At 43.9% G+C, this 23,907-nt stretch carries 22 protein-coding genes and 1 pseudogene; 6 read left to right on the top strand and 17 right to left on the bottom strand.

Going from position 1 to position 23,907, the window contains the following annotated elements; genetic code table 11:
* Window positions 1-196: pseudogene (locus HMPREF0645_RS04895) on the top strand (hypothetical protein); the annotation flags it as partial.
* 92 nt (window positions 197-288) lie between these two features.
* On the opposite strand, the gene HMPREF0645_RS04900 reads toward HMPREF0645_RS04895, so the two are convergent.
* The 5 genes from HMPREF0645_RS04900 to HMPREF0645_RS04920 form a co-directional block, all read right to left on the bottom strand.
* Window positions 289-1,194, bottom strand: a complete 906-nt coding sequence (locus tag HMPREF0645_RS04900; RefSeq protein ID WP_044123307.1) for a DNA/RNA non-specific endonuclease — start codon at window positions 1,192-1,194, stop codon at window positions 289-291.
* Between the two features lie 117 nt (window positions 1,195-1,311).
* A complete protein-coding gene (locus tag HMPREF0645_RS04905) occupies window positions 1,312-1,563 on the bottom strand; it encodes a type B 50S ribosomal protein L31 (RefSeq protein ID WP_007173790.1) in 252 nt (83 codons plus the stop codon).
* Between the two features lie 108 nt (window positions 1,564-1,671).
* On the bottom strand, window positions 1,672-3,117 hold the full coding sequence (locus HMPREF0645_RS04910; RefSeq protein WP_007173791.1) for an OB-fold nucleic acid binding domain-containing protein: 1,446 nt from the start codon (window positions 3,115-3,117) through the stop codon (window positions 1,672-1,674).
* A gap of 18 nt (window positions 3,118-3,135) precedes the next feature.
* Window positions 3,136-3,993 carry a DUF5689 domain-containing protein gene (locus HMPREF0645_RS04915; RefSeq protein WP_007173792.1) on the bottom strand — a complete coding sequence of 286 codons (858 nt, stop codon included), beginning with the start codon at window positions 3,991-3,993 and terminating at the stop codon, window positions 3,136-3,138.
* 10 nt (window positions 3,994-4,003) lie between these two features.
* Window positions 4,004-6,487 (bottom strand): TonB-dependent receptor, encoded by a 2,484-nt coding sequence (locus tag HMPREF0645_RS04920; RefSeq protein WP_007173793.1) that lies wholly within the window; start codon window positions 6,485-6,487, stop codon window positions 4,004-4,006.
* Between the two features lie 145 nt (window positions 6,488-6,632).
* Between HMPREF0645_RS04920 and HMPREF0645_RS04925 the strand changes: the two genes are divergently transcribed.
* From HMPREF0645_RS04925 to udk, 3 genes are all read left to right on the top strand, one after another.
* Window positions 6,633-7,718, top strand: a complete 1,086-nt coding sequence (locus HMPREF0645_RS04925) for an endonuclease/exonuclease/phosphatase family protein (protein ID WP_007173794.1) — start codon at window positions 6,633-6,635, stop codon at window positions 7,716-7,718.
* A gap of 507 nt (window positions 7,719-8,225) precedes the next feature.
* Window positions 8,226-8,762: a uracil-DNA glycosylase family protein gene (locus HMPREF0645_RS04935; protein ID WP_044123309.1), complete on the top strand. Its 537-nt coding sequence runs from the start codon at window positions 8,226-8,228 to the stop codon at window positions 8,760-8,762.
* A gap of 21 nt (window positions 8,763-8,783) precedes the next feature.
* On the top strand, window positions 8,784-9,422 hold the full coding sequence (gene udk, locus HMPREF0645_RS04940) for a uridine kinase (protein WP_007173797.1): 639 nt from the start codon (window positions 8,784-8,786) through the stop codon (window positions 9,420-9,422).
* A 298-nt stretch (window positions 9,423-9,720) separates the two neighbouring features.
* On the opposite strand, the gene HMPREF0645_RS04945 is transcribed toward udk, so the two are convergent.
* Together HMPREF0645_RS04945 and HMPREF0645_RS04950 are read right to left on the bottom strand one after the other, a co-directional pair.
* A complete protein-coding gene (locus HMPREF0645_RS04945; RefSeq protein ID WP_007173798.1) occupies window positions 9,721-10,395 on the bottom strand; it encodes an HdeD family acid-resistance protein in 675 nt (224 codons plus the stop codon).
* A gap of 352 nt (window positions 10,396-10,747) precedes the next feature.
* A complete protein-coding gene (locus tag HMPREF0645_RS04950; protein ID WP_044123310.1) occupies window positions 10,748-11,836 on the bottom strand; it encodes a hypothetical protein in 1,089 nt (362 codons plus the stop codon).
* 161 nt (window positions 11,837-11,997) lie between these two features.
* Here HMPREF0645_RS04950 and HMPREF0645_RS04955 point away from each other — a divergent pair, with 161 nt between their 5' ends.
* Together HMPREF0645_RS04955 and HMPREF0645_RS04960 are read left to right on the top strand one after the other, a co-directional pair.
* The gene (locus tag HMPREF0645_RS04955; RefSeq protein WP_007173801.1) at window positions 11,998-13,572 is read left to right on the top strand and encodes a capsule assembly Wzi family protein; all 1,575 of its coding nucleotides are present in this window, start codon (window positions 11,998-12,000) and stop codon (window positions 13,570-13,572) included.
* Complete coding sequence (locus HMPREF0645_RS04960) at window positions 13,569-14,012, top strand: lipocalin-like domain-containing protein (RefSeq protein ID WP_007173802.1); 444 nt, start codon at window positions 13,569-13,571, stop codon at window positions 14,010-14,012. Before HMPREF0645_RS04955 ends, HMPREF0645_RS04960 begins: the two co-directional genes overlap by 4 nt.
* A 55-nt stretch (window positions 14,013-14,067) precedes the next feature.
* On the opposite strand, the gene HMPREF0645_RS04965 is transcribed toward HMPREF0645_RS04960, so the two are convergent.
* The 10 genes from HMPREF0645_RS04965 to HMPREF0645_RS05010 all read right to left on the bottom strand — a co-directional run bounded on the left by HMPREF0645_RS04965 (window position 14,068) and on the right by HMPREF0645_RS05010 (window position 23,905).
* Complete coding sequence (locus HMPREF0645_RS04965; RefSeq protein ID WP_007173803.1) at window positions 14,068-14,733, bottom strand: sugar transferase; 666 nt, start codon at window positions 14,731-14,733, stop codon at window positions 14,068-14,070.
* A gap of 84 nt (window positions 14,734-14,817) precedes the next feature.
* A complete protein-coding gene (locus tag HMPREF0645_RS04970; protein ID WP_007173804.1) occupies window positions 14,818-15,654 on the bottom strand; it encodes a glycosyltransferase in 837 nt (278 codons plus the stop codon).
* Window positions 15,638-16,210: an SIS domain-containing protein gene (locus HMPREF0645_RS04975; RefSeq protein ID WP_007173805.1), complete on the bottom strand. Its 573-nt coding sequence runs from the start codon at window positions 16,208-16,210 to the stop codon at window positions 15,638-15,640. Before HMPREF0645_RS04975 ends, HMPREF0645_RS04970 begins: the two co-directional genes overlap by 17 nt.
* Before the next feature lie 17 nt (window positions 16,211-16,227).
* A complete protein-coding gene (locus HMPREF0645_RS04980) occupies window positions 16,228-17,217 on the bottom strand; it encodes a GHMP family kinase ATP-binding protein (RefSeq protein ID WP_007173806.1) in 990 nt (329 codons plus the stop codon).
* Between the two features lie 2 nt (window positions 17,218-17,219).
* A complete protein-coding gene (gmhB, locus tag HMPREF0645_RS04985) occupies window positions 17,220-18,470 on the bottom strand; it encodes a D-glycero-beta-D-manno-heptose 1,7-bisphosphate 7-phosphatase (RefSeq protein ID WP_007173807.1) in 1,251 nt (416 codons plus the stop codon).
* Window positions 18,467-19,402 (bottom strand): SDR family NAD(P)-dependent oxidoreductase, encoded by a 936-nt coding sequence (locus HMPREF0645_RS04990; protein WP_007173808.1) that lies wholly within the window; start codon window positions 19,400-19,402, stop codon window positions 18,467-18,469. The genes gmhB and HMPREF0645_RS04990 overlap by 4 nt, the downstream gene beginning before the upstream one ends.
* A 48-nt stretch (window positions 19,403-19,450) precedes the next feature.
* Window positions 19,451-20,416: a glycosyltransferase family 4 protein gene (locus tag HMPREF0645_RS04995; protein WP_007173809.1), complete on the bottom strand. Its 966-nt coding sequence runs from the start codon at window positions 20,414-20,416 to the stop codon at window positions 19,451-19,453.
* A gap of 1 nt (window position 20,417) precedes the next feature.
* Window positions 20,418-21,686: a glycosyltransferase family protein gene (locus HMPREF0645_RS05000; RefSeq protein ID WP_007173810.1), complete on the bottom strand. Its 1,269-nt coding sequence runs from the start codon at window positions 21,684-21,686 to the stop codon at window positions 20,418-20,420.
* Window positions 21,687-21,699: 13 nt separating this feature from the next.
* On the bottom strand, window positions 21,700-22,578 hold the full coding sequence (locus HMPREF0645_RS05005; protein WP_007173811.1) for a glycosyltransferase: 879 nt from the start codon (window positions 22,576-22,578) through the stop codon (window positions 21,700-21,702).
* A complete protein-coding gene (locus HMPREF0645_RS05010; RefSeq protein WP_007173812.1) occupies window positions 22,559-23,905 on the bottom strand; it encodes a lipopolysaccharide biosynthesis protein in 1,347 nt (448 codons plus the stop codon). The genes HMPREF0645_RS05005 and HMPREF0645_RS05010 overlap by 20 nt, the downstream gene beginning before the upstream one ends.
* Between the last annotated feature and the right edge of the window lie 2 nt (window positions 23,906-23,907).

Genomic DNA, 23,907 nt, shown 5'->3' on the forward strand with positions numbered 1-23,907 from the left:
GGACAGTGCGGGCAATGTGCGGGACTATGTGATGGTTGTGGACTATGACGACCTAAACCTGGATAACCGTACATTTACTGGTTATCTGTGGGCCACAGACGGTCATGAGGTGGATGATTTCTGGTTCGATCGTTATAAGACAACGCGAGCCTCAGTCAAGGAAAATGTGAAGAAGATCAAGTTTGTGATGAAATAACAAGTAAATTCCCGCTCCTGAAACTTGGGTTTTGGGGGCGGGAATTTGCTGTGTAGGGGTAACTGGGTATGTGTGTGAACTGCCATGGGAGGTTACAGCCCCCATGAAAGCGAAGCCCCATAGCTCCTCTCTACTTTGTTTTCAATGTCATCGGGCAGGTTGCAGAAGAAGTCGATACCTGTTCTCTGCTCCAGTTCGTCTATGCTGATGGCGTACTGTAGCAGGTTTTGTCCGCTGTCCTTGGCATTGTTAATCTGGTCAGTCCAGATGCCTATAGCACTGTATTGGCCTTTGTTCTGGCGAAGCATAGCCATAAAGAAATAACGGGGCATGATGAGACCATTGCTCAGTTTGCGATACACCTTGTTGTAACCATTGTATTTCCCCTCGTCAATGGTACCGCCTTTGCATACGTAGAGTGTGTCACAGGTGGACGCTATCGTGCGCACTTTTTTCTCTAATTTAGCCCACAACCCAGCGTTGAAAGCATTGAATTGGGGCTGCATATTGGTGAGAAAGAAGGTTTGATAGTTCATCTCGAAAGACGAAAGGCGGTCGGCTGAGGGACAGATGTGCCCATGGTCTAATTTCTGCCCGTTGTAATAATAAGGGTCGTGGCTCCATTGCATGGATGTGGGGATGAGCGGGTTGTTTGGGTATTGGTTGTCGTCGCTGTAATACCGCTTCGTGTTTTGTTGCGCCAGTGTCCGGTTCATTACATAGCAGCTCCAGCGCTGTGACTTCTTGTCAATATCCCACTCGATAATATAATTCACAGTGTTTCCAGCCGTTCGATGTACCAGAATGGTGTCGTTGCCTTGATGAAGGCGTGGCATTTCCAGTCGGGTATAAGCCTCGTTGTAGATAGGATTGGCATTGATGTTACTGCCAGTAATGGCTGGTTTGTCGGGCTTCTCCGGCTCGAGAATGTCGTTGTTGTCACCACAGGCAAAGCAAAGTGGGAGGACACACAACGGAAGAAGGTGTTTAAATTTCATCTCAATGATATCAAGAGTTGAGACATTGCAAAAGAAAAGTGCGGCAGAACGTATATGCAACTACGTCTGACCGCACTTTTACTAATTTCGGTTATACAGTGAAATGTATGTAGAGTATTACTTCTTCAACTTACCGTAACGGTTCATGAAGCGGTCAACACGACCTGCTGTGTCAACAAGCTTCTTCTTGCCCGTGTAGAATGGGTGTGAGGTGCTTGAGATTTCAATCTTAACCACTGGGTAAGTTTCGCCTTCAAATTCTACGGTATCATTGGTTTTGCATGTAGACTTTGAGAGGAACATATCGCCGTTGGACATATCCTTGAATACGACGGGGCGATAGTTTTCGGGATGAATACCTTTTTTCATTTTAATATTTATTGTTTATGAATAATGTCTTCGCTAAATAATTAGCGGTGCAAAATTACGAAGAATAATGCAGGTCGCCAAATATTTCAGGGACTATTTGCTCATTGCTTATTTCAAAGTAACGATAATCTTCATAAGATATGCAGCTCCAACCTTGTCATTGGCAAGTGTGAAGTATTTGTAGCTACCACTGCTCAGGTCGAAGGTATATGTATAATATTTATACTCCCCTTCGCCCTCTTTAACGGTGGGTTTGGCATTGATGCTGGTTGTCGTGGGATGTGCACTGTCTCCAACATAGAAACTGTAGTTTGGAGCATAGGAACTTGTCTTTTTCACGCTCATCACTACCATAACGTTCTTGATGTCTTTGCTGAAAGCGTCAGCATTAAAGAAGAAGCCTTGCTTAGACTTATCACTGGCATTACCTTGCATTTGCAGGCCTTCACCCCATGTTCCATCGCCTAAACAGATTCTTGCTCCTTTATAGGTGATGTTGTTAAACTTCCATGTATACCACGTACTTTCATTAGAAACATTTTGATCACCATATTTGTTAGTGTCGAGTGTAATGCTGCCAATGGCTCCGCTCTTGATTAATTGGAAGGTCATTTCTTTGCCGGTAGCACCTTCTCCACTGGGGGTGTCGTCCCCACCGGATTCTCCACCGGTGTTTTCAAATTTGGTCTTGCCGTTAACAGATACAAGCTTGTTGCCTTGTGCCATTTCGGGCGTGTTGCCAAAGTAATTGAGTAGCTTGCCATAGACAACAACTTTGTCGCCTGCTTTCAGCTTATCACCAGCTTTAAACTTCTCACCATTGAAAGCGTAGCCACGGAAAATCTTAAACGTAACGGTAGACGATCCACCATCAGAAATGTCGTAGGTGGCGTTGCCGAAAGAGCCAGTATCAATGTTGGGTGTTCCGACAATGGTTCCTTCTACGTATACGTTGTCTGATTTGCCGTCCTTGGGAAGTGCTTTGGTCAGTTCAAGTGCCTTGGCTACATTGTAGGGTGATTCCTTGGTGCCCTCTCCAGCCGGGGCGATGGATGGCGTTTCATCTCCGCCAGTGCTTCCCTTGCCATTGATGGAGATAATTTTGCTGCCCGGAGTGGTTTCGAGCGTGCCGTTAAAGATGGTCAACTGACCAAGCACGACCACCGTATCACCCACATTGATTTCGTTTCCTGTAGTAAATTTTTGACCGTTCAACCCTTTGCCTCGATATACCAAGAATGGATTTTTGCCTTCTTTTGAGTCGCTGACAGAGTAGATTGCGTTGCCGAATTGACCTGTATCGATTTCCTTGATATTGGTGATGATACCCTTGAAATACACTTCTTTGTCGGTTTGCTCGCCAGCCTTGATAATCTGAATCACCTTGGCCACGTTGTATGGAGAGGCCAAAGTGCCCTCGCCGGTTGGGTCGGTAGAGATGCTCCCACCATTTTCGTGATAGTCGGTATCGAACGGTGCGGGCACGTCCTCACAACTTGTAAATGCAAGCGTGGCAATGGCTAACGCGAGCATTGAATAGATAAGTTTCTTCATTTCTTATTTTTATTATTATTATTTTACTTCCTCAACATCGTCCAATGTGCGGATGATGATTTCCCAAGTGTTATTAAAACGCTTCATGATACCCGTCACGTTCACCTTGCCGGTAGGCAATGGATTGGCAGCGAATTTAGCAAAATTGCTGGTATAGAGCATCACTAATTTGCTGTTGAACTCGTTGAAATAAACCTGCTTCGAGCCCGGGCCACTACCTGCGTATGCGTAGGTGGCTTTGCCGTCGGCGCTTTTGAAGCTCACGTTTTTCAGTGTGACGAGCTTCCCGTCGTACACGTTACCGTACTTATTAACGGTCATGCTCTTGTCAAATACGATGGGTTCGATGGTCTTGCCTGTTCCCGTGACCTTGAAATGCTGAACCCACATGAAACGGTTCATGCGACTCACATAGGTCTGTCCGCGTGAGTTGGTGAATGGAGTGCCAATCTCTGCCTGTTTCCCATAATTGCCAACATAAAGGTTTTTCAGGTCTACGAGTATCTCTGTGCCTATGGGTAGCTGACCGTATATGCCACCTTGCGCAATAGCAATGATGATGGCGCCGGTGCCGTCGTCCACGGCAATCTCGTTGTAAAGATTACCCTGCACATCATTTCCTGTCACTACGGCCTTGATTTGCAAGTCTTCTGTGACCTGCGCAAAGGAGTTGCCGTCGCGATAATCGGTGTTGATGTAGTCCTTGTATTTCGTTTTCAAGTCGGCGATGCTGATAACATGGGTTTCCTGAATGGCGTTGTTGCCGATGCCGGCTTGGTCGGGAGTGAGGTCCGGCTCGTCCCAATTGCCGTCCATGCAACTTGTTGTGAGGCTGCATGCCAAGGCAAACATTATGATATATTTAAATGTCTTCATTGTCTGTTGTTTAGAATTTGTAAGCAATGTTGAGCATGCCATTGGTGCCAAGGGCATAATATTTCTTCGGATTTTTAGAGAAGATATATGTGCGATTATTGCCTGAAGCGCTATAGTCTGAACGACTCTGCTCATATCCTCCGGTCACAATCTTCTGATTGTTCAGAATATTGGTCACCATGAGGTTGATGGAGAGGCTGCCTCGTTTGAGATAAATGCTTCGGCCGATAGAACCGTCGAACATCCAGCCGCCGTGCCCTTTGTCTTGTGGTGACACCTCACTACCTATGCGTTCCAATGGACTCTTGTATCTGTAATAGGGCGAGTAGCTCAGGTAGATGCGGTCATACCAGTTGCCATTGAGGTCGATAAACCAACCACCTTGGTGATAGCTCAGTCCTATAGAGGTCGCTGTGAGCGGCGTTCCATTCTCACGCATATTTTTCACGAGGGCGATATCGTCGTTGTAGGTTCCTTGTGTCGAGTTCAGATAGCGTACGTTGGCGTTGCTCACGTTCTTGGCGTCACTCATGGTTCCAATCAGTTTAAGGTCGAAAGCAGAGGTGAGCTTGAATTTCAAACCAGCCTCGACACCATAATATTCTTTGGTGATGTCTGACAAGGAGTTGTACGAGAAACTGTTGATATCATCAAAATAGAAGCAAGTCCATTCCGTGACGTGAGAGATGTGGTTGTAGTATCCACTAATGTTGGCATGCAACCAGCTGGTGCGAAGCTGATAACCAACCTCACTTGAAAAGATGCGTTCATTGTGGAGGTTGTTCACAAAGTCGTTGTTCATCTCTGGGGCGTTGAAAGCAGTGTATGCCTCGGGGGCATGCGAGTCATAACCGAGACCCAATGTCAGGGTGTTGCCACGCCCAAGGTTGAAGTCGCCACTGGCCTTGATGCCTCCTTCGACAAACTTGGCGGTGCCACTCTTGCCGTATGAGTTTTCGGCAAACAGACCATTGCGCATCTTACCATCACGGTGCATCGTCTTGCCACCCAAGCGGGCAGACACGTTGTAGTGAACAAGTCCGAAGTCTTCGGTATAACTTGTCCACAACTGCGCCTTGTTGGTGATGATGTGGTAATCGTAAGCGAAGCGGTCGCCTTCCTTGACCGATGCGTTTGGATTGTTCAGGTCATATTGCAATTTGTCCGACCCAGCCGCATACCTGCCCAAGGCATAATTGTTGATATTGTGGTAGGAAGCAGCTCCCAGCATGTCTTCCATAGTTTGGTAGTGGTTGGCATCGTTGTGTGCCAAAATGAAACCATTGTTCCATACGCTCTTCTCCGTTACCCGGGAACTCAGAGAGGACGACAGTGTCAGATTCAGTACGTCGTTGTGCTTGGCCTGTATGAAATACATAGCGTCGGCACCTTGCTTGGCAGCTTGGCGGTTGGCGAAAATCAGTTCGTCAAAGTTGATTTGTCGTGCCCGCTCACTTCCCATGAGGTAATCTCGCGTGAAAATGAATTGGTCATATCCCTCCCTTGTGTTCGAGTTGTTGTCTCTCCACGGGTTGTAATTGTTGGAGGGCAAACGCTTGTAATAGTCCGGGTGCGGGTTCTCCGCGTTGTTGTAGTTCAGTTTTGTGCTCGAATACATCCCGTACTTACCAAACAGAGAGGTGGTCAGTTTATTATTGTTGTCCAGCGTCCAGTCCCAAGTCAGCATGGCTGCAGGCGAGTAGTCGTTCACCACGCGGCTGTTGCGCTTCTTCCCGTTCTGGTAGCCCCAGTAGGGGTTGTATTGATAGTCGTTGGCCAGCCAATACATCTCATCGGTCGATGCACCCTGCGAGGAGCGTTCCGTGGGGTTTCCCCAGGTAGACAGGGAGATGGAATGGTTGTCGCCAATAAGTTTCTGAATGCCGAAAAAATAGGATAGTGAGTTATAGAACGTCCCCGGCACATAACCCTCCTTGGCCCATCTGTAGGTCACGTTGGCTGAGAAGGCCCACCCCTTGCTGTTCAATCCACTGTTGTAGGTGTACATGCCACGCATCGTATAGTTCCGGTTGGTAGCGGAGAGAGTGAAGCGATGTCCTGCAGGCATGCTCGCCGGGCGGAAGTTGTAGTTGTTCGACCCTCCTATACCCGTAATCGCGAAATTGTTGGCCTCGAACGGCAGCGACGACTCCATGCTGCGTGTCTGCTGATTGAGTCCGCCCACCATCGAGTAGCGAAACTGTCCCGACTCCATGTCGTTGACGGGGGCACCATTGATATAGATTTCGTTATACTTCTGATTCAAAGCCCGGTAGCGGAATCTCATGGGCGAGAACAGATAGCCCAACCCGGAAGCATAGGCGCTGGAGTTGGAATTGACAATGGATACATTCTGCTCCATGTTGTCATCCTCGCCCAGTTGGGCTTCAGTGAAGGTGAAAGCGGCCTCACCAACGCTTGTCGAGTCTGTCTGCGCAAACGTCAGCGGTGCGTAGCTTAGAGCCATCATAGCCAGAATAAACTGTTTCTGCATAATATAATGATTAATAATTATTTTATTAGTTGCAAATTAACAAAATATATTTTAAATCATAAAATATTTTACATTAAATCTTTGTGGAATAAGGGCTTTTCTCCGAATTAATTGCGAAATTTGCAGCAAACATATAGTCTAAGTGATGAAACAAAAAGTAATGCTATTTGCCTTGATGCTGTCAGCCATGCTTTCAGTATCGGCACAAAAGAAATTTTCAGTCTATGCCGTAGGCTTCTATAACCAGGAAAACCTCTTCGACACATGTCATGATGAGGGTAAGAACGATCATGAGTTTCTGCCCACGGGCTCTTATCGTTGGGATGGTTTGAAATATACTCGTAAACTTCGCAACATGGCTCGGGCGCTGAGCGATATGGGCACAGGCACATTGCCTGGCGTGGGTTGCGCCATTATTGGCTTGTCCGAGGTGGAGAATGCCAAGGTTCTGACCGATCTTTGCAACCAACCCGAACTCCAAGCACGCAACTACCAGTTTTGCCACGTCGAGGGACCTGACAAGCGGGGCATAGACTGTGCTGTGCTCTATAATCCGAGTTTGTTCAGGGTGAAGGATGTTAAGTTAGTGCCATATGTCCCCACGGAGAAACAGAACAGTGATTTCAAGACGCGCGGTTTTCTTACCGTGAGTGGCGAACTCGCGGGAGAGCATGTGGCTGTGATCGTCTGCCACCTGCCGAGCCGTTTCAGTGGGTCGTACTATCGGGAAGTGGGTGCTGCACAAGCAAAAGCGGTGAAAGACTCGTTGCTTCAGAATGATAAGAACTGTAAGGTGTTTGTGATGGGTGACATGAACGATGATCCCACGAACAAGAGTATGTGTGAGATTCTCAGAGGCAAGGAGGACATTGCCAAGGTGGGCGAGGGTGACATGTACAACCCTTGGTACAACATTCTCACCAAGCAAGGCACGGGCACTCTGATGTACCAGGGCGGATGGAATTTGTTCGATCAGATTCTGTTGTCTCCCAACCTACTCAACCCCAAGGGTTCAAGAGATTTCCGTGAGCTGAAGTATTGGAAGTGTGAGATTCAACGCATGCCCTATCTGTTCCAAACCGAGGGTAAATACAAGGGCTCTCCTAAGCGAACTACTGCCGGTGGCGTGTGGCTTGATGGTTATTCGGATCACCTGCCGGTGTGCGTGTATTTGGTGAAGGAGCAAAAGCCTCTCCCCCCAGCCCCCTCTCCCGTAGGGGAGGGGGAGTGATATGTCTGCATATATCCTTTAAATGTGTGTAGGGAGAGTTGTCTAATCTGTTTTTCTCACCTCTTCACTATCATTATTGAATCATAAAGTCCGGCCTCACTAAATTCTTCAATTATCCACAACATCCTCAAACCTTCACACCATCCTCATATGTCCACATCATCCTCAAAACCATCCAACAGTCATACCACTCCCCCCAGCCCCCTCTCCCGTAGGGGAGGGGGAGTGATATGTCTGCTTATATCCTTTGAATATGTATAAGGTGAGTTGTCTATTCCATTCATTCTCATTTCTAGCTATCATTATTGAATCATAAAGCACAGCCTCACTAAATTCTTCAATTATCCACAACATCCTCAAACCTTCACACCATCCTCAATGTCCACATCATCTTCAAAACCATCCAACAGTCATACCACTCCCCCTCCCCCACGGGAGAGGGGGCTGGGGGGAGAGGCTGAATCCCACCCTTTCACCCCCTTTCTCCCCTCCAATGCCAAACTTCTCATGCTTGGCACATTCCCCCCTGCGCCCAAACGTTGGTGCATGCCATGGTATTATCCCAACTTCACCAACGACATGTGGCGTATTTTCGGCATCTGTTTTTTTGATGACAAGATGCACTTCGTCGATTCGGAGAACAAGACTTACCATCTGGAGGCCCTGAAAAACTTCCTTGCCCGTACAGGCGTAGCGCTGTTCGACACCTGCCTTCGAATACGGCGTACCAAGGGCACAGCCTCCGACAAGGATCTTGAAGTTGTTGAGAAGGCCGATCTCGATGGCATGCTCCGTGCTCTGCCGGAATGCAGAGCAGTAGTGGCTGCCGGCCAGTTGGCAGCAACTATTTTTACGGAACACTATGGCATCAAGGCAGGAAAGATGAAAATGGGCGACCACATCGAATTCCAGTTTGAGGGACGCACCATCAGTCTCTATCGAGAACCAAGTTCCTCGCGTGCCTATCCCATGAAGGTGGAACATAAGGCTGCATATTATGCCAAGATGTTTCATGACATTGGCTTGTTAACTCATAATACCTAATTTTAATCTCATATTCATTCGATGGACTCAAAAAACAGTAAAATAACGATTATTGGTATTGCCGGAGGAACAGGATCGGGCAAGACCACGGTGGTCAACAAGATTGTCGAGGCTCTTCCCCCCGATCATGTAGTGGTGGTACCTCTCGATTCGTATTATAACGACACAACGGGCATGACCGATGAGGAGCGTAAGGCCATCAACTTCGATCATCCTGATGCCTTCGACTGGAAGTTGCTCAATAAGCATATCAATGAGTTGCGCAAGGGATGCGCCGTGGAACAACCCACCTATAGCTATCTCATCAGCAACCGACTGCCGGAAACGGTACATGTAGAGCCAAAACCAGTCATCATCATCGAGGGAATCATGACGCTCATTGACAAAAAGCTACGCGACATTATGGACCTCAAGATATTCGTGGATACTGACTCCGACGAGCGGCTCATCCGCAACATCCAGCGTGACACGATCGATCGAGGACGGACGGTATCGATGGTCGTTGAGCGTTACCTCAAGGTGCTGAAACCCATGCACGAGCAGTTTATCGAGCCAACCAAGCGCTATGCCGATCTCATCATACCGCAGGGAGGCGAAAACCTCAAGGGCATCGGCATCCTGTGTAAGTATATAGAGGGTCTCGTGTCGGACAAAGAATAACCGATGGAGTGTTGGCTCGAAGAATTGTCGTTTGTTCTTTGGACAATAGGACAACATCCTTCTCCTTCAGGCTTTGTTGAATGATGTGCTTCGACTGTGATACAAGCGTATTGCGGTCGAGGTACACTTGTATTACGGACGAAATGCACTTGTATCACGGACGCAAAACGATCGTATTACGACCGCAATATGCCAACATAGTGGACTGTGAGACAGCATCCGCCCATACCGCCAAACCTGATAGAAGATTTTATTTTGGCTCGGATAGGGTAAAAAGGGAGAGAAATGTGCGGAATGATTATTCCGGAAGGTCTGACGAGACGGGCTCCTCGGTCTGTTCTAAACCTTCAGCCGGCATGGTGATCGTTGTTTCAGAGGGTTGCTCAATGGGGGTATGAGCCTTTTCATACGCTTTCCGACACTGATGAACCTTGATGGCATTGACCATATCGATCACACCATAGATCATCATGCACCAACCGATTACAAATAGCGGGGCGGTGGCAATGAGGTCAGGTTTGATGATGGCCAACAGACCCACAAGAAAAATAATCGTTGGGAAAAGCCACCATGCCAATCCGATATGAGCATATTTCTTGGCCGAGGCGAGATTGAAAAACTGATTCAACGCGCCAAGGATAAGAACAGCTGCCAAGACATACATGAGTCCGTGAATAAAAAGATTGGGAGCCAGGGCGAGTATTCCTCCCAACACCATGCTTCCGATTCCAACGATGGGGAAAGCAGGGGTAGACGGGGTGATGGGATTGCCTTGGGCATCGTATACCTCCACGCCGTCGCTCTTCTTTTTGGCAGATAAATAGGCGATGCAACTGATAAGCCCTGACAGAAAGAAGAGTACGCCAATGGCAATGGTGAGCCAAGTTACGGTTTCTTCGCGATATTTAATAAGAAGTGCACCTACGACAATGGCGCAGATAGCACGGAAGATGCTGCTTTGCAATATTTTCATTGTAAATTTGTTTAATTGGACAGATTCTTTCTTGTTTTGCAAAGTTAGGTGAAGTTTTTGGAAAAAGCAAGGTGTAACCTAAATTTAATTTGAAATTTCTGATACAAATTATTGAAGAGAGCAGAGGGGAGGTGATACTGTATTTATGTAAAACGGTTACTTTATGCATAATGGCTATCCATAAAGCAGACGGAGCAAAAAAAAGACCGCATGGAAACAAATTCCACGCGGCTTTCATCATAACTCTCTAATTTGTTGTCCTGAAAATCTTCTTACCTTATGGCAATTACCATTGAATTGTCTTTACGGTTGTTGTCGGTTGTTTGTTTGTATGGCCTATAATATGTCGTCATCATCTGCCTCGGCCGAAATGTCCACCCGTGGATGCTCCGCCTGAACGGTTACCTCCATTGCCAAAACTGCGTGAGGGAGCTGAACTGCGCGAACCACCAAAGCTTCTGGACGATGGGGCAGGGGCGCTGTATGAACGACTCGGAGAGGAGTTTCCGAAACTTCGCCCTCTACTGCTATTCGGGGTGAATGTGTTGCGTGGAGTCGTTGTTCTTGTTGGCTGGTTGCCGAACGAGCGCTGTGTGGCAGGACGGGTTACAGTAGAGCGTGTGCTACTCTGTCTGTTGCCGAAAGACCGTGTTCCGTTCCCCGGGTTTTCCGAACCGAAAGAGCGTGTACGGTTCTGTGGTGCTTGATTTCCGAAGGATCGTGTACCATTATTTTGCCGTGTGTTGGTGCGTGAATTATTCCCGAACCTACGTGTCCCATTGTTTTGCCATGTGTTGGTGCGCGTGCCATTTCCAAAAGACCTCGTTCCGTTGTTTTGTGGGGAATTGAATCGTGTGCCATTGCCGAAGCTTCGGCTCCTGGAGTCAGTAGAGCTAAAACGTGTGCCCCGTCCGAAATCACCGCGGTCGAATCCGTCGCGCATTCCCACGTGCCTTCCTCCGCGCCCACGGGGTGCCCCGTAGCTGCGCCCGCTGTACCAACTGCGTCCGGAGTTCATTCTCCAGCTGTGACCGCCACGGTAGCTGACGTAGAAGTGTGGACGGCCAAAATAGAAATAGTCGCGGCGCGGGTATCGGGCATAGATGCCGAAGTGCCAATTTCCAGCCCTCCAATAAAGTGGACGATAGAAATATGCGGCATTGACATACGTGCGATACTGCCAGTCGAGCAGGATGTAGCTCAGGTCGAGATTTCTCTGTGTCCAATAGATACCATAAAGGTTGTCATAGTCATCGATACTCATCAGATAGTCGAGGTTGATCTCGTATGCAGCCTCATATTGGTCGTCGGTCAGATTGAGTTCGTATGCCATCTTGTCGGTGAGGAACAAGGCACGCTCCCTAGCCTCCATGTAACTCATGCCTGATGCTTGGATGGCCATGGTGAACAATGTTATAAGTGTTAATGCTAACTTCTTCATATCCCAATATTTAAAAAATTCAACAACAGTTGTGAAGCATTTGTTGTCCTCACATTGCAAAGATAAGAAGAATATAGTGGGATGGGAAAGGTTTTTCCCTACATCCAGGGGGGAAAATCCCTAAAAAGTACTATCTTTGCAAGTATTACAATTAGAATCAGATGAAGCATTTGTCGACTGTTTTTGTCTTGATGTTGATGGCATTGAGGACTTCTGCACAATATGCATGGCAGGAAGGTGCCGATGCCGACAGACTGGATTTGGGCAAGAACATTACTTACGAAATAGAAGCACAGGGATCGTTTTCGGGGGAGAAGACGCCGTTGTGGTTGAATGCCAACAAGTATGGCTTGTCGTCGTTGGAAAAGAACAATGGTTATCTCCGTGGACAGGTTATACGTCCGTTGAACAACGATTCGACCAGGCGCTGGGGAGTTGGCTATGGTATAGATATGGCAGTTCCGATGAACTATACGAGCGACGTGGTCGTGCAGCAGGCATTTGTGGAAGCACGGTGGCTGCACGGTGTGTTGAGTGTCGGTGCGAAGGAATATCCCATGGAACTGAAGAACAACAGCCTGAGCAGTGGGTCGCAAACGTTTGGTATCAACGCACGCCCTGTGCCACAGATAAGGCTGGCTCTGCCCAAATACTGGACCATACCGGTTTTGGGGCGGTGGTTTCATATTAAGGGACACTTGGCATACGGCAAGATGACCGATGACCAGTGGCAACATGATTTTACGGGTAAGGCATCCAAATATGCTGATGATGTGCTTTACCACAGCAAGGCAGGCTATCTGAAGATTGGGAGTGAAGAAGATAGATTCTTGCCTTTTTCGGTGGAGTTGGGTGTGGAGATGGCCTCGCAGTTTGGCGGAACAAGTTACCAGCCTGGTGCTGAAGGCAAAATGATGCCCATGAAGAATGCATCGAGTGTCAAGAGCTTTTTAAAAGCGTTGGTTCCTGGTGGTGCCGACGCTCCGGAACATGGAACTGTCTACCAGAACGAAGAGGGAAATATCTTGGGCAGCTGGTTGTTCCGGGCGAACTATAACACAGATGGGTGGAACCTGAGCGTGTATGCCGACAAGTATTTTGAAGACCATTCGTCCATGCTTTTCTTAGACTATGACGGTTACGGAGAAGGGGAGGAATGGAATGTAAGGAAGCGCAGACATTATTTTATGTACGATTTGAAGGACTTGATGCTTGGTGCAGAGTTCAATCTGAAACATGGCAGATGGTTCCGTAATATTGTTTTTGAATATATTTATACCAAGTACCAAAGCGGTCCGATTTATCACGACCACACGGAAGGTAGGTCAGAGCATGTCAGTGGGATAGACAACTTTTATAATCATTATATTTTTACGGGATGGCAGCACTGGGGACAGGCGATAGGTAATCCGCTATATACGTCACCTGTTTATAACGCGGATGGCAGAATAGAATTTAAGAACAACCGCTTCGTCGCTTACCACCTGGGCTTCGACGGACGACCCACAGAAAGACTGGATTACCGGGTGCTCCTGACTCATCAAACAGGATATGGAACCTATGACAACCCTTACCCGGACAAGCGGTATAACACGAGTTTTCTGGTCGAGGCGGCATATCGTTTCCCCAAGCAGTGGAAAGTGACGGGTGCGTATGGTATGGATTTCGGGAAGATATTGGGTGATAACGCAGGCTTCCAAATCACATTATCCAAATCAGGAATATTCAGCTTATGAAAAAAATGATAATGACTCAGTGTTTGGCATTCATCGTCATGATACTGGCCTCTTGTGGCGATTTTTTGGAAACATCAGACAATGGCAAGTTGGATGGACTATGGCAGCTGACAGGCATAGACACTCTTGGGACGGGCGGGAGCTTGGATGTGACGACAGACAGGAAATACCTTGCTGTACAAGGTGGTTTTCTCGAAGTGCGCGATGCAGACATGGGCGAAAAATATATGTTTCGTTTCTCTTATGATGGAGATCAGTTGGTGCTTTCGGATGCCCGACTCAATGACCGAAGCCTTGGTGACCCGGAAGTGGCCGATGTGGCTGTGCTCACACCATACGGTATCAACCGGTTGAGCGAAACATTCAAGGTGGAGAAACTCACCGGTAGCCGATTGGTGCTGGTGAGCAGTACATTAAGATTGATATACAGAAAGTTCTAACTCAAAAGGCATATAAAAATGACACCCCGGAGGCCGAAGCTTCCGGGGTTTGTGTTTAGAATTTCTTTCCAAAAACAATATTGATGAAAGTCTTAACTAAAATTTTGAAATCGAACCACCATGAGCGATGCTCCAGATAGTAGAGGTCGAGTTCAAGCCGCTTGAGCATCTTCTTCATGGTGTCGGTGTAGCCGTTGTACAGTGTGGCGTATGAGGTGACACCCGGACGAATTTGATAGAGATAAAAGTATCTTGGGTCACGCTCGACAATCTGGTCGATGTAATATTTTCGCTCCGGCCTTGGTCCGATGAGTGCCATATCGCCCTTGACAACATTCCATAGCTGTGGCAACTCATCGAGATGGTGGTCGCGGAGATATCGTCCAATCTTAGTCATGCGTGTGTCGTGTTCGTGTCCGAAGAGTTGTGGCCCATCTTTTTCGGCATCTATTCTCATGCTTCTAAACTTATAAATGGTAAAGGGTCTGCCAAAGCGCCCAATACGTTCCTGCTTGAAGATGGTAGGGCCGCCGTCCTCCCGTTTGACAAGAATGTAGCAGATAAGGAACAAAGGGGAGAATACAAGCAAACAGACTGCTGCAGCGCAGAAATCAACGGTACGCTTGATATTGCGTTCAAACTCATTCATGCCGTCGGGAATGAATCGTGGATTGTCTACTTCGTCATTGTATTTGATATAATCTGGTATTGGTCCAGTCATTGATCTTCTTTTTTATTATTATATAACGGCCGTTAATGAATCATATTGCACGGAAGTAGGGAATAATTCAAATGTAACTTGTACTTATTTTAATCTCTTTGCTTGATTTTCCCTTTTATATAAATATGAAATTACTTTTTTGGGGGTGTATTTGTATACTAAGGAAATAAACCAAGAGCAAATGCTAAACAGAGGTTTGGAGCGTATGAAATTTTTTGATCTTGCCTTATGGTTAAAATACCAATTGTCCAACTGTCTTTTCTTCTGCATATCACCTACTACTCGGTATTTCAGCAAAAAGTCATTTAAATTTCTAAACTGATAGCCATTCTTATAGAGGCGAAGATAGAACTCTACGTCTTCTGCCTTCTTGAATTGAGTGTCATATAAGAAACCACGATCAATGATATTTCGTCGGAACATGATGGTTGGATGTGCAAAGGGGTTCCTGTACATGAACATCCGTTGTATTTTATGAGGGGATGTTTCGTAATGTCGTTCAGTAAGCACTTCTCCTTGCTCGTTGATGATGTATATGTTTCCACCGAATAAGCTAATGTTCGGATGGGTGGCAGCAAAGGCCACTTGCTTTTCCAGACGTGTGTCTATTGCGATGTCGTCACCATCCATTCTAGCAATAAGTTCTCCCTTGGCATTTGAAAGTCCCTCGTTGAGTGCATTAACAAATCCCATTCGCTCACTTTTCCTGATAATCTTGATACGTGAATCGGTATTGGCTAATTGATTAATAGCATCAATAGTTTTTGCATTGGTGCTGTCATCACAAATTAGTAATTCCCAATTGTTGTATGTCTGATGGAGGATGCTTTCAATGGCTTCCGTAATGAAGTTCACAGACTCGTTGAACGTGGCCATCACGATAGAAACTAATGGATGGTGCAATTTATCGTTGTTCTCCATATTTGCAAAGGATGCTCATCATGCAATGGTCAAGCATAAGATGAAGGTCTTCTGATATTTGCATGTCCATTACGGGAACATGGACGTTATGCTGACTTATCTGTTTGATCATGCCACCATCGTATCCGGTAATACCGATAGATACGCCACCGTTTTCATTAGCATATTGCAAAGCCTTAATTACGTTGGAAGAATTACCGGAACCACTGATGCCGATGACATAATCGCCAGGATTGAAGAGGTTGCGGAGGGGACCAACAAAAATTTCTTCCCAACAGAAATCGTTGGCATAGGCCATCATGGAGGGCATGTTGTCACTTAGGCATACAAAGCGAAACTTACTCTCCTGCTCAGAAGAAATGCCTTTGTTGAAATCGCAGCAATAATGGGAAGCAGTAGAGGCCGATCCCCCATTGCCACAGATAAATACAAACTTGCCATTGTCTCTGGCCTGGTTGAGCAGGTTGAGGAGATTGTTTAAGTCGTCTATAGACACCTTATCAATAGTGGCTTTAACCCTCTCAAAATATTTTGCAATATCTTTTTTGTAATCCATTGTTATCCTATTTTAAGTTATTGGATGAACTTATCGCCGACGTACACAACTTGTGATCCAAAATTGTCGAACCTGAATTCTACCTCCATGAAACTGTGCATTTCGTGTCTGAAATAATCTTGTTTTTCCTTAGGGCAGTAGAATAGCAAGAATCCTGCACCGCCTGCACCGAGGAGTTTCCCGCCCAATGCCCCAGCTTTGAGTCCTTGACGATATATATCATCTATTTCGTTGTTTGAAATGCTTGATACCAGGGAGCGCTTCATCTCCCATCCTTCATGGAGGACCATGCCAAAGTCCTGGATGTTTCCTTTTTGTAAAGTCTTGCGAAGGTCTTCGGCCATTTTAACCATTTTTCTTTGTGTATCCAGTTTCTTTGCATCGCTGATAGCGGTCTGCTGGGCTTGCAGTATTTCGTTGGCAGAGTGACTTCCACCCACATGAATAAGAAGTAGGCTCTCTTCAAGCTGTTTTTTTAGAGAGTTACTTAATAAGACCTTTTCTACTTTTACGGACTCGTCGGGATAAAAAGTAATGTAGTTGATACCACCGTAGGCGGCAGCATATTGATCTTGTTTGCCGATAGGGCTCCCAACACGATTAATCTCTGTTTCACAAGCCAGGGAAGCCAGCTTTTCTGCGCTGGAAAACTTGCCAATGTAGGCTCTTACAGCATTGAGAAGACCTACGGTAAAACTGCTGCTGGATCCCATACCCGTTCCCGCAGGAATGTCAGCGATGGAATTAACATCAACACCTTTCAGGTCATACATCCCCAACACCTCTCGGAAAATAGGGTGTTGGATGTCGGAAATGTAGTCTACCAACTCTGTTTTGGAGTATTTAAGTTGAATTTTCTTTTTGTTAAAGAATGGATGAATCACGATGTACATGTACTTGTCAATGGTAGTACTCAGCACAGCCCCTGGCTCTTTGCGATAAAAAGCAGGTAAGTCTGATCCTCCGCCAGCAAATGATATCCGAAAAGGAGTTCGTGTTATAATCATTATTAAATTTCTTTCTTTAGCAGTTCTAAAAGTGCACCAGGTTGATTTTTGGGTATGAGAAAGGACTGTTTCACTTTGGCATTGATACCTGCTTGAACATCACTGGCGTTGTCGCCAATCATCACTGATTCTGATAGATTGATGTTTAGTTCTTTCGCGGCCTTCAGAAGCATTCCTGGAGCAGGCTTTCGGCAGTCACATACGATTTTATATTCCTTGCGCTCCTCTGGGTAACCTCTGTGTGGATGATGAGGACAGAAATATAAAGCATCGATGAATGCATTCTTTTTTCCTAATAACGTTTCCATGCGTGCATTTATTGCATATAGTTCATCAATGGTACACAGATTTCTTGCAATAACTGATTGGTTGGTTACAACCACGGCTAAGTATCCTTTCTGGTGAATGTATTTCAAAGCCTCTTCCACACCATCAATTAGTACAAGATGACTAGGTTTGTACACTAATCCAGTATCCTCGTTGATTACACCGTCCCTATCGAGAAATATTGCCTTGCGCTGATTGCTGAAGTTCATACTTGCGACCTGACCGCATGCCCAGGCCTTACACGCAGCCTCGTATCTCTCAGGCGTCCCCATGTCTTTCACGTACTCAGAAGAAAGGTAACCATAAAGTTTCATGCCACGCTTAATACACTCGGGCAATACATTTTTCTCAATATGAGTCTTGGTGCCTTTTTCAATACAGTCCACTATGTTTTTACTGAAGATAAATAGTGCGGCATTTACGATGTTGTGGCTCACAAAGTCGTCAGCATGTGGTTTTGTTGCAATACTCATGACCCGATGATCCTTGTCCAATATTACAATGTCGGAATCGTATGGGTGGTCGTTGGGATGAACAAATAGGGTTGCATCGGCTCTATGTTCTTTGTGGAAAGTTTCCATGCGTCTCATGTCGACGTCCATTACGGTGTCGCCGTAGAAGACAAAAAAATCGTCGGAAAGCTTATCTCGTACTTCTGCAATAGCTCCAGCCGTTCCTAGAGGGGTTGTTTCGTGGTAATAGTCGATGTGAACATCCCAGTGGCTTCCATTTCCGAAATAACTTTCAACCTGTTCACCTAAGTAACCTATTAGGAAAATGAACTCTGTAAAGCCATATCGCTTGGCCATTTCTACCTGATGTTCAATCACCGGTTTCCCGCAAACGGGTATCATGGCCTTGGGAATCTCGCTGTTTAATGATGCAATGCGTGTTCCCTGACCACCAGCAATAATTACAACTTTCATTTTCCCAATGCTTTTTGGATGGCAGTTCTTACGGCCTCATTAGATGTTTTAGGGTCATTCCAGCCTATTGCATTGATCTTCGAGAGATCGTAGCTGAACTCAGGTACATCGCCCACCCAACCACGGTCACCTCCAGTATAGCGGATAGAGGCATCGAGTTCCATCTCCTCTATTACCATTTTGGCAATTTCTTTTACTTTTGTACGACTATCCGGTCCAAGGTTGTAAACGTTGAAACGTTCTTCAGAATGATTGATGACAAACTGGATGCCCTCAATGAGGTCTTTCACATATATATAAGGCTTGCATTGTTCGCCATTGCCCAGAACCTCCAATTCCTTGGGATTGTTGTGGAGTTTCTTAATAAAATCAAAAATTACACCATGTGTAAACCGCTCTCCAACCACATTGGGGAAACGTGTAATCCATGTCTTGATATTGTAAGTATTGCTGAAAGCACTGATGAATGCCTCGCTTGCTAATTTGCCAGCACCATAGTTTGATACTGGGCGTAGGGGGCCAAATTCCTCATTCAGTTTGCCGATGGCCTCTCCAAAGATAGCAGAGGTAGAGGAAAAAAAGAGTTTTTTTACCTGAAATTCCTTCATTAGCATCAGCACGTTGAAAGTGGTGTTGAAGGTCAGGGCATAGTCTACTTGTGGGTCGCTGCCTCCTTTCTGTATGTCCGAATTTGCTGCAAGGTGATAAACCATGTCAAACTTTCCCTTCGAAAAAATCTTATGCATGGATTCCATGTTCAGTAAATCTTCCTTGATAAATAGAAAGTTTGTGTTATTCTTAAGATGGGCGATGTTTTCACGACAGCCCAAAACCATATTGTCCACCACCGTAACCGTGTGGCCATCGGCTAAAAGAGTGTCGCATAAATGTGAACCGATAAATCCAGCACCACCAGTAACAAGTATATTCATAGACTAAAATATTTGTATTTATATAGGTTTGAAGCAAATTTACGCATTTTATTTCAAATAAAGCTTCTTGTATAAGGGTTTAATTCTATCTGGAGAAAAAATCTCTTTAATGGTTTTTGTATCAACTTCTGTACCTATTGTATTCTCTATTTTGTCAAGAAAATCTTGGCTGTCGTTGTAGTTGAAAATGCTGTGCCCTTTGACACCGTGTAGATAGTCGGAGATTCTTACTCTTCCCGACATGACAACAGGTGTATCTTGTCCCATTGCTTCTAAGGCCACGTAAGAAAAAGCCTCGTACTTTGACGGAATAACAACTAAGGATGCCTGTGCGTAAAGGTGTGTTAGCTCTTTGTTTGAAATGTTGACGTGCTGTATAAAATCAGGTCTTTTCTGAAGTTCTCCAGTACCAACGCAGTGCACTTCGTACTTCCCTATAGGTAGGCTATATAGAATTCCTATATTCTTTACAGGGTCATTAATTCTGCCAATGAAAAGAATCATATTCTTTTTCTTTGGTATGATTTCCTCTGTTTTTTTGGGGATGTACCAGTGGGGAATTTGGTGAACCTGTGAGTGGAACGATTGGAAGAATGCAGTGTCTTCATTATTAATAGTAACAATTTTGTCAACGCATCTTTTTACCAATGGTTTGATAATCATGTTAAAAAATATCTTTCCTAAAGTAGGATGGCATAAATATTGAAAAGGATGCCAATGTGCTGTATATATAACTTTTTTTCCAAGTTTGTGTGCATAGTACAAGGATTGAGCGGTACCCATGGCGGTATAGCCATTAATATGTACAATGTCAGCTTTTTTAATGGCATCTATCAATGTTTTTTTACGGTAATAGTATTTAAAAACTCTGGATGGGGTGACGGGATAGTCTACAATAGGATTAGCCCGAGTTTCTAAGTCATTGCAAAACATTGCATACAGTGCTTTGCAATAATTTGCTGTACCATCATTGCTTCCTTGAGGAGCTTTCCTTATGTATATAATTTTCTTCATCTTAATGCTTGGTTTTGTAAATTAAGAATGTGTGCAATTCTGGTCTACAGTAATTATATAGACTTTTAATGAATAAGCTATATCGCTTATACCCCATTACTCTATAGAGTAGTGAGAATAGTATGCCTATCATTCTTTTTTTCTTATCAACCCCCTCTATGTTTCTTTTGTTTAGCTTATCTATATTTGTAGATATGATCATTTTTTTCTTTTTGATTTGTGAGTGAAAAGTATTTTTATCTGTTGCAAAAGGATCTGCGTAACTTATGCCTGCTTCCGTCATGCCATGGTAAAGTCTACGGTGAAAAGAGGCAATACGGTCTCCATTATTATAGGTTGCATATGAATAAGGGTAGGATATATACTTATCAAAAGTTGCCTGATGTTGGATAATCGCCTTGCAGTAAATATTGGTAGCTAAACTCAAATCGTCGTATTCCTGAAGATTTTCTATTCGTTTCCTTGAGATAATTCCTTCTTTCATCTTTTGATAATCATATCCGGCAAAGTGGAGAAAGACTAACGCATCTTCTCTTTGAGGGTTGTCATTAGTTCGATATCTTACAAATAATTGGTTGTCTTCTCTAACGAATATTTCTCGTTCGAAAAAGTTCCAAGGAGCCATATTCATGCCTAATTCGCGAAATACATATAAATGGTCATTACCAAGGAAGCCCGGCATCCAATCCATCCACTTTTGATCAGTAAAATCGCCGATGCTCCTGTCCATGTAGGCATTGCTCATGAGTCGAACACGCCACCAGTTTAGTATGTTAGCTGTGAGTTTGGTAGACCTCATTCCACAAAAGCCAAGATTGAAAATGCCATTTACATTCATAGCCCATTCTGGGTGCTCTCCTGTGTAGTTAATATGGATACCTGCAATCTGTGGAGTAAGGGTTATATCATAGTTGACAAGTTTGTCAAAAATATTGGTGAGTGGAGAAAATACATAGATGTCTGGGTCAAAATATACAACTGCATCATACCCTTTGTCAAATAGATGTTGGAAGCACCCTGGCTTTATAGATGTGCAGAACTCTGTCAAGTCATATTTGAAAGACATATCAGTCCATTCAGAATCCGTATATTCCAAACATTTTTTTGCTATAATTATATTGCTTTTTAAGTCGTTAGGCATGACCGTGAATTCATCTGCAACAAAGATATAAAAATCTATATCATCGTGATGATCTCTGACAGACTGTTCTAAAATCTGTCCTAAGCCAATATAATTTTTGGCAACAATAGTAAAAATGCATTTGTTCATTGTAATATCCTGTTTATATTTTTGCAGATATCCCCTCCTTAATTCCTTGACAGATAGCCTTTAATTTCTCTTTTTTATTGTTTTCTATAAGTAGTACGCCTTTTATGGTAAACCCCAGTACATAAAGGTATAGTATATGTATTAGAATATCTAATGGATAGTTATATTTTCTATAGATGATAATGTGGTTTTTGAATATTTCACGCAGCCTGTTTGGCGAATACCCGGAACTGTGAATTGTCTTTCCAAGAATCCTTTTGCTTTGTGGTATTCCATATATTTGAGTTAAATATGCTCCTCTATATAATAATGATTTGTAGTTATATTTTCGTGCTTTTACACATAGGTCAATGTCTATTCCGTCTACAAAAAAATCTTCACAGTATCCGCCAACTTTATCTAATAGTTCTATTGGAACAAGCATTCCAGAGGTTATAATATGTTTTTTCTCTATAAAATCATCATAGGTCTTACATGTTGTTTTAGGTGTGCATATGGGGCCACAAATACATTGGTGTCCTTTATACCAAAGGTCTATAACCTTATTTTTAAAAACAGGAAAATTATAAAAAACAGAGTCTTGATCCATAGTTAGAATAGTGTTATACCCATATTCTTTGGCAAATGACCATCCGTAATTTAATGCAACAGATATGCCCATGTTCTCATTTTGATGCATAACTATGATTTTTGAAGAGGTCTCAGCCAATTGATTAATTCGCAAAGTCGTCATAGTATTGCTACTGTTATTCCATAATATTATTTTATTTACGTGCTGTTGGAATGCAGATATATTTTTATAGAGAAGTTTAATATCCGGATTATATAAAACAACAATAGCTAATATTTTAACATCCATATTTTCCATATTTTCATTTGTTCCAAAGACCATATGCGCGTTCTGATATAATATACCTGTATTGTAGGTGATTAGTAATTGCACTAATCGAATTAACAAATATAAGTGCAGCCACAATTCCATAAACACCTAAATACTTACCTAAAAATAAAGCCATAGGAATATAACATAAAGCTTCAATAATAGTAATGATGGTGATTAACTGAATTTTACCCATTCCGCAGATAATGTTAGAATAGCATGTACCATAAATAATGACAAACATATAGCATGCCATGGAAATAGATAACTCTAACGGAATCTCTATAGTGTCTCCAACCCAAAAGCTATAGACAAATTGGGAAGTTATAATCATAATAATTAGTAAAAAAGAAAGTAAAAATATTATTTTTCTCATTTTTTTTACAGCATTACTAATCCATGCAGTATCTCCTTGTGTATATGCATTAGTTGTTGCAGACCAAAGGGGAGCAGATATTAGAGTGAATATTATATTCACCATACCAAAATATCGATAGGCTATTTGGTAGGGGGTGACTTCCTTAGGCGAGAAAAGTCGTGATATTAATATATTGGATGACGCAAAAATAACCATGCCAGATATTTGGGCCAGGAAAAATTTTATTCCTAACCCAAATAAGGGCTTGAGTTCTTTGTAGTCAAACAGCCTAATGGATGGTGTGAGATATTTGTATTTAGTAAATGTAATAGGGTACGAAAAGAGATACACTATCAGTGGAGAAATCGTATAGATAACAGCAACATGGAACAGAGTTGCATTACCTAATCTTGAAATAGTATATATGAGAAACAATGAAATAGTATGTCCAATTCCAATTAATAAATTGGTTATTGCAGGCAATTGAAGAGCCATGTATATATTTCCGATGAATTTAAATATAAATGTAATAGCTACAATGGTATATGATGCAATTAAAATATATTCTAAATTATGCGTTAATTGTGGATCAACATTGAATAACTTATAACAGTTTATTTTATGTACTATACTTGTAAATATGGGTATAGTCGGTAATATTATGCATACAAGCATGAAGAAAGCTGTACTTACTTGCTGTTGACCCTTTTTAAGATCATTCTTAGCAATGGACTCGGCAAGAAGATTTCTTAGCCCATTTCCCAAGCCAATATCAAAAGAGTCTATCCAAATGAGCAGACTGCTGATAGTAAGCCATATCCCATATTCGTACTGGTTCAAGCAGTCGAGAGTGACAGGAACCAATATCAGCTGAACAAGACAGGTCCATCCTTTAATGAAAAAAGAGCCAAGTATGTTCTTTTTCAACAAAACTGTGCGCTTGTTACCCTGCATATATTTATCAAAGAAGTTTTTTAGCATAC

It is taken from the genome of Hallella bergensis DSM 17361, assembly GCF_000160535.1.
Lineage (GTDB): Bacteria > Bacteroidota > Bacteroidia > Bacteroidales > Bacteroidaceae > Prevotella > Prevotella bergensis.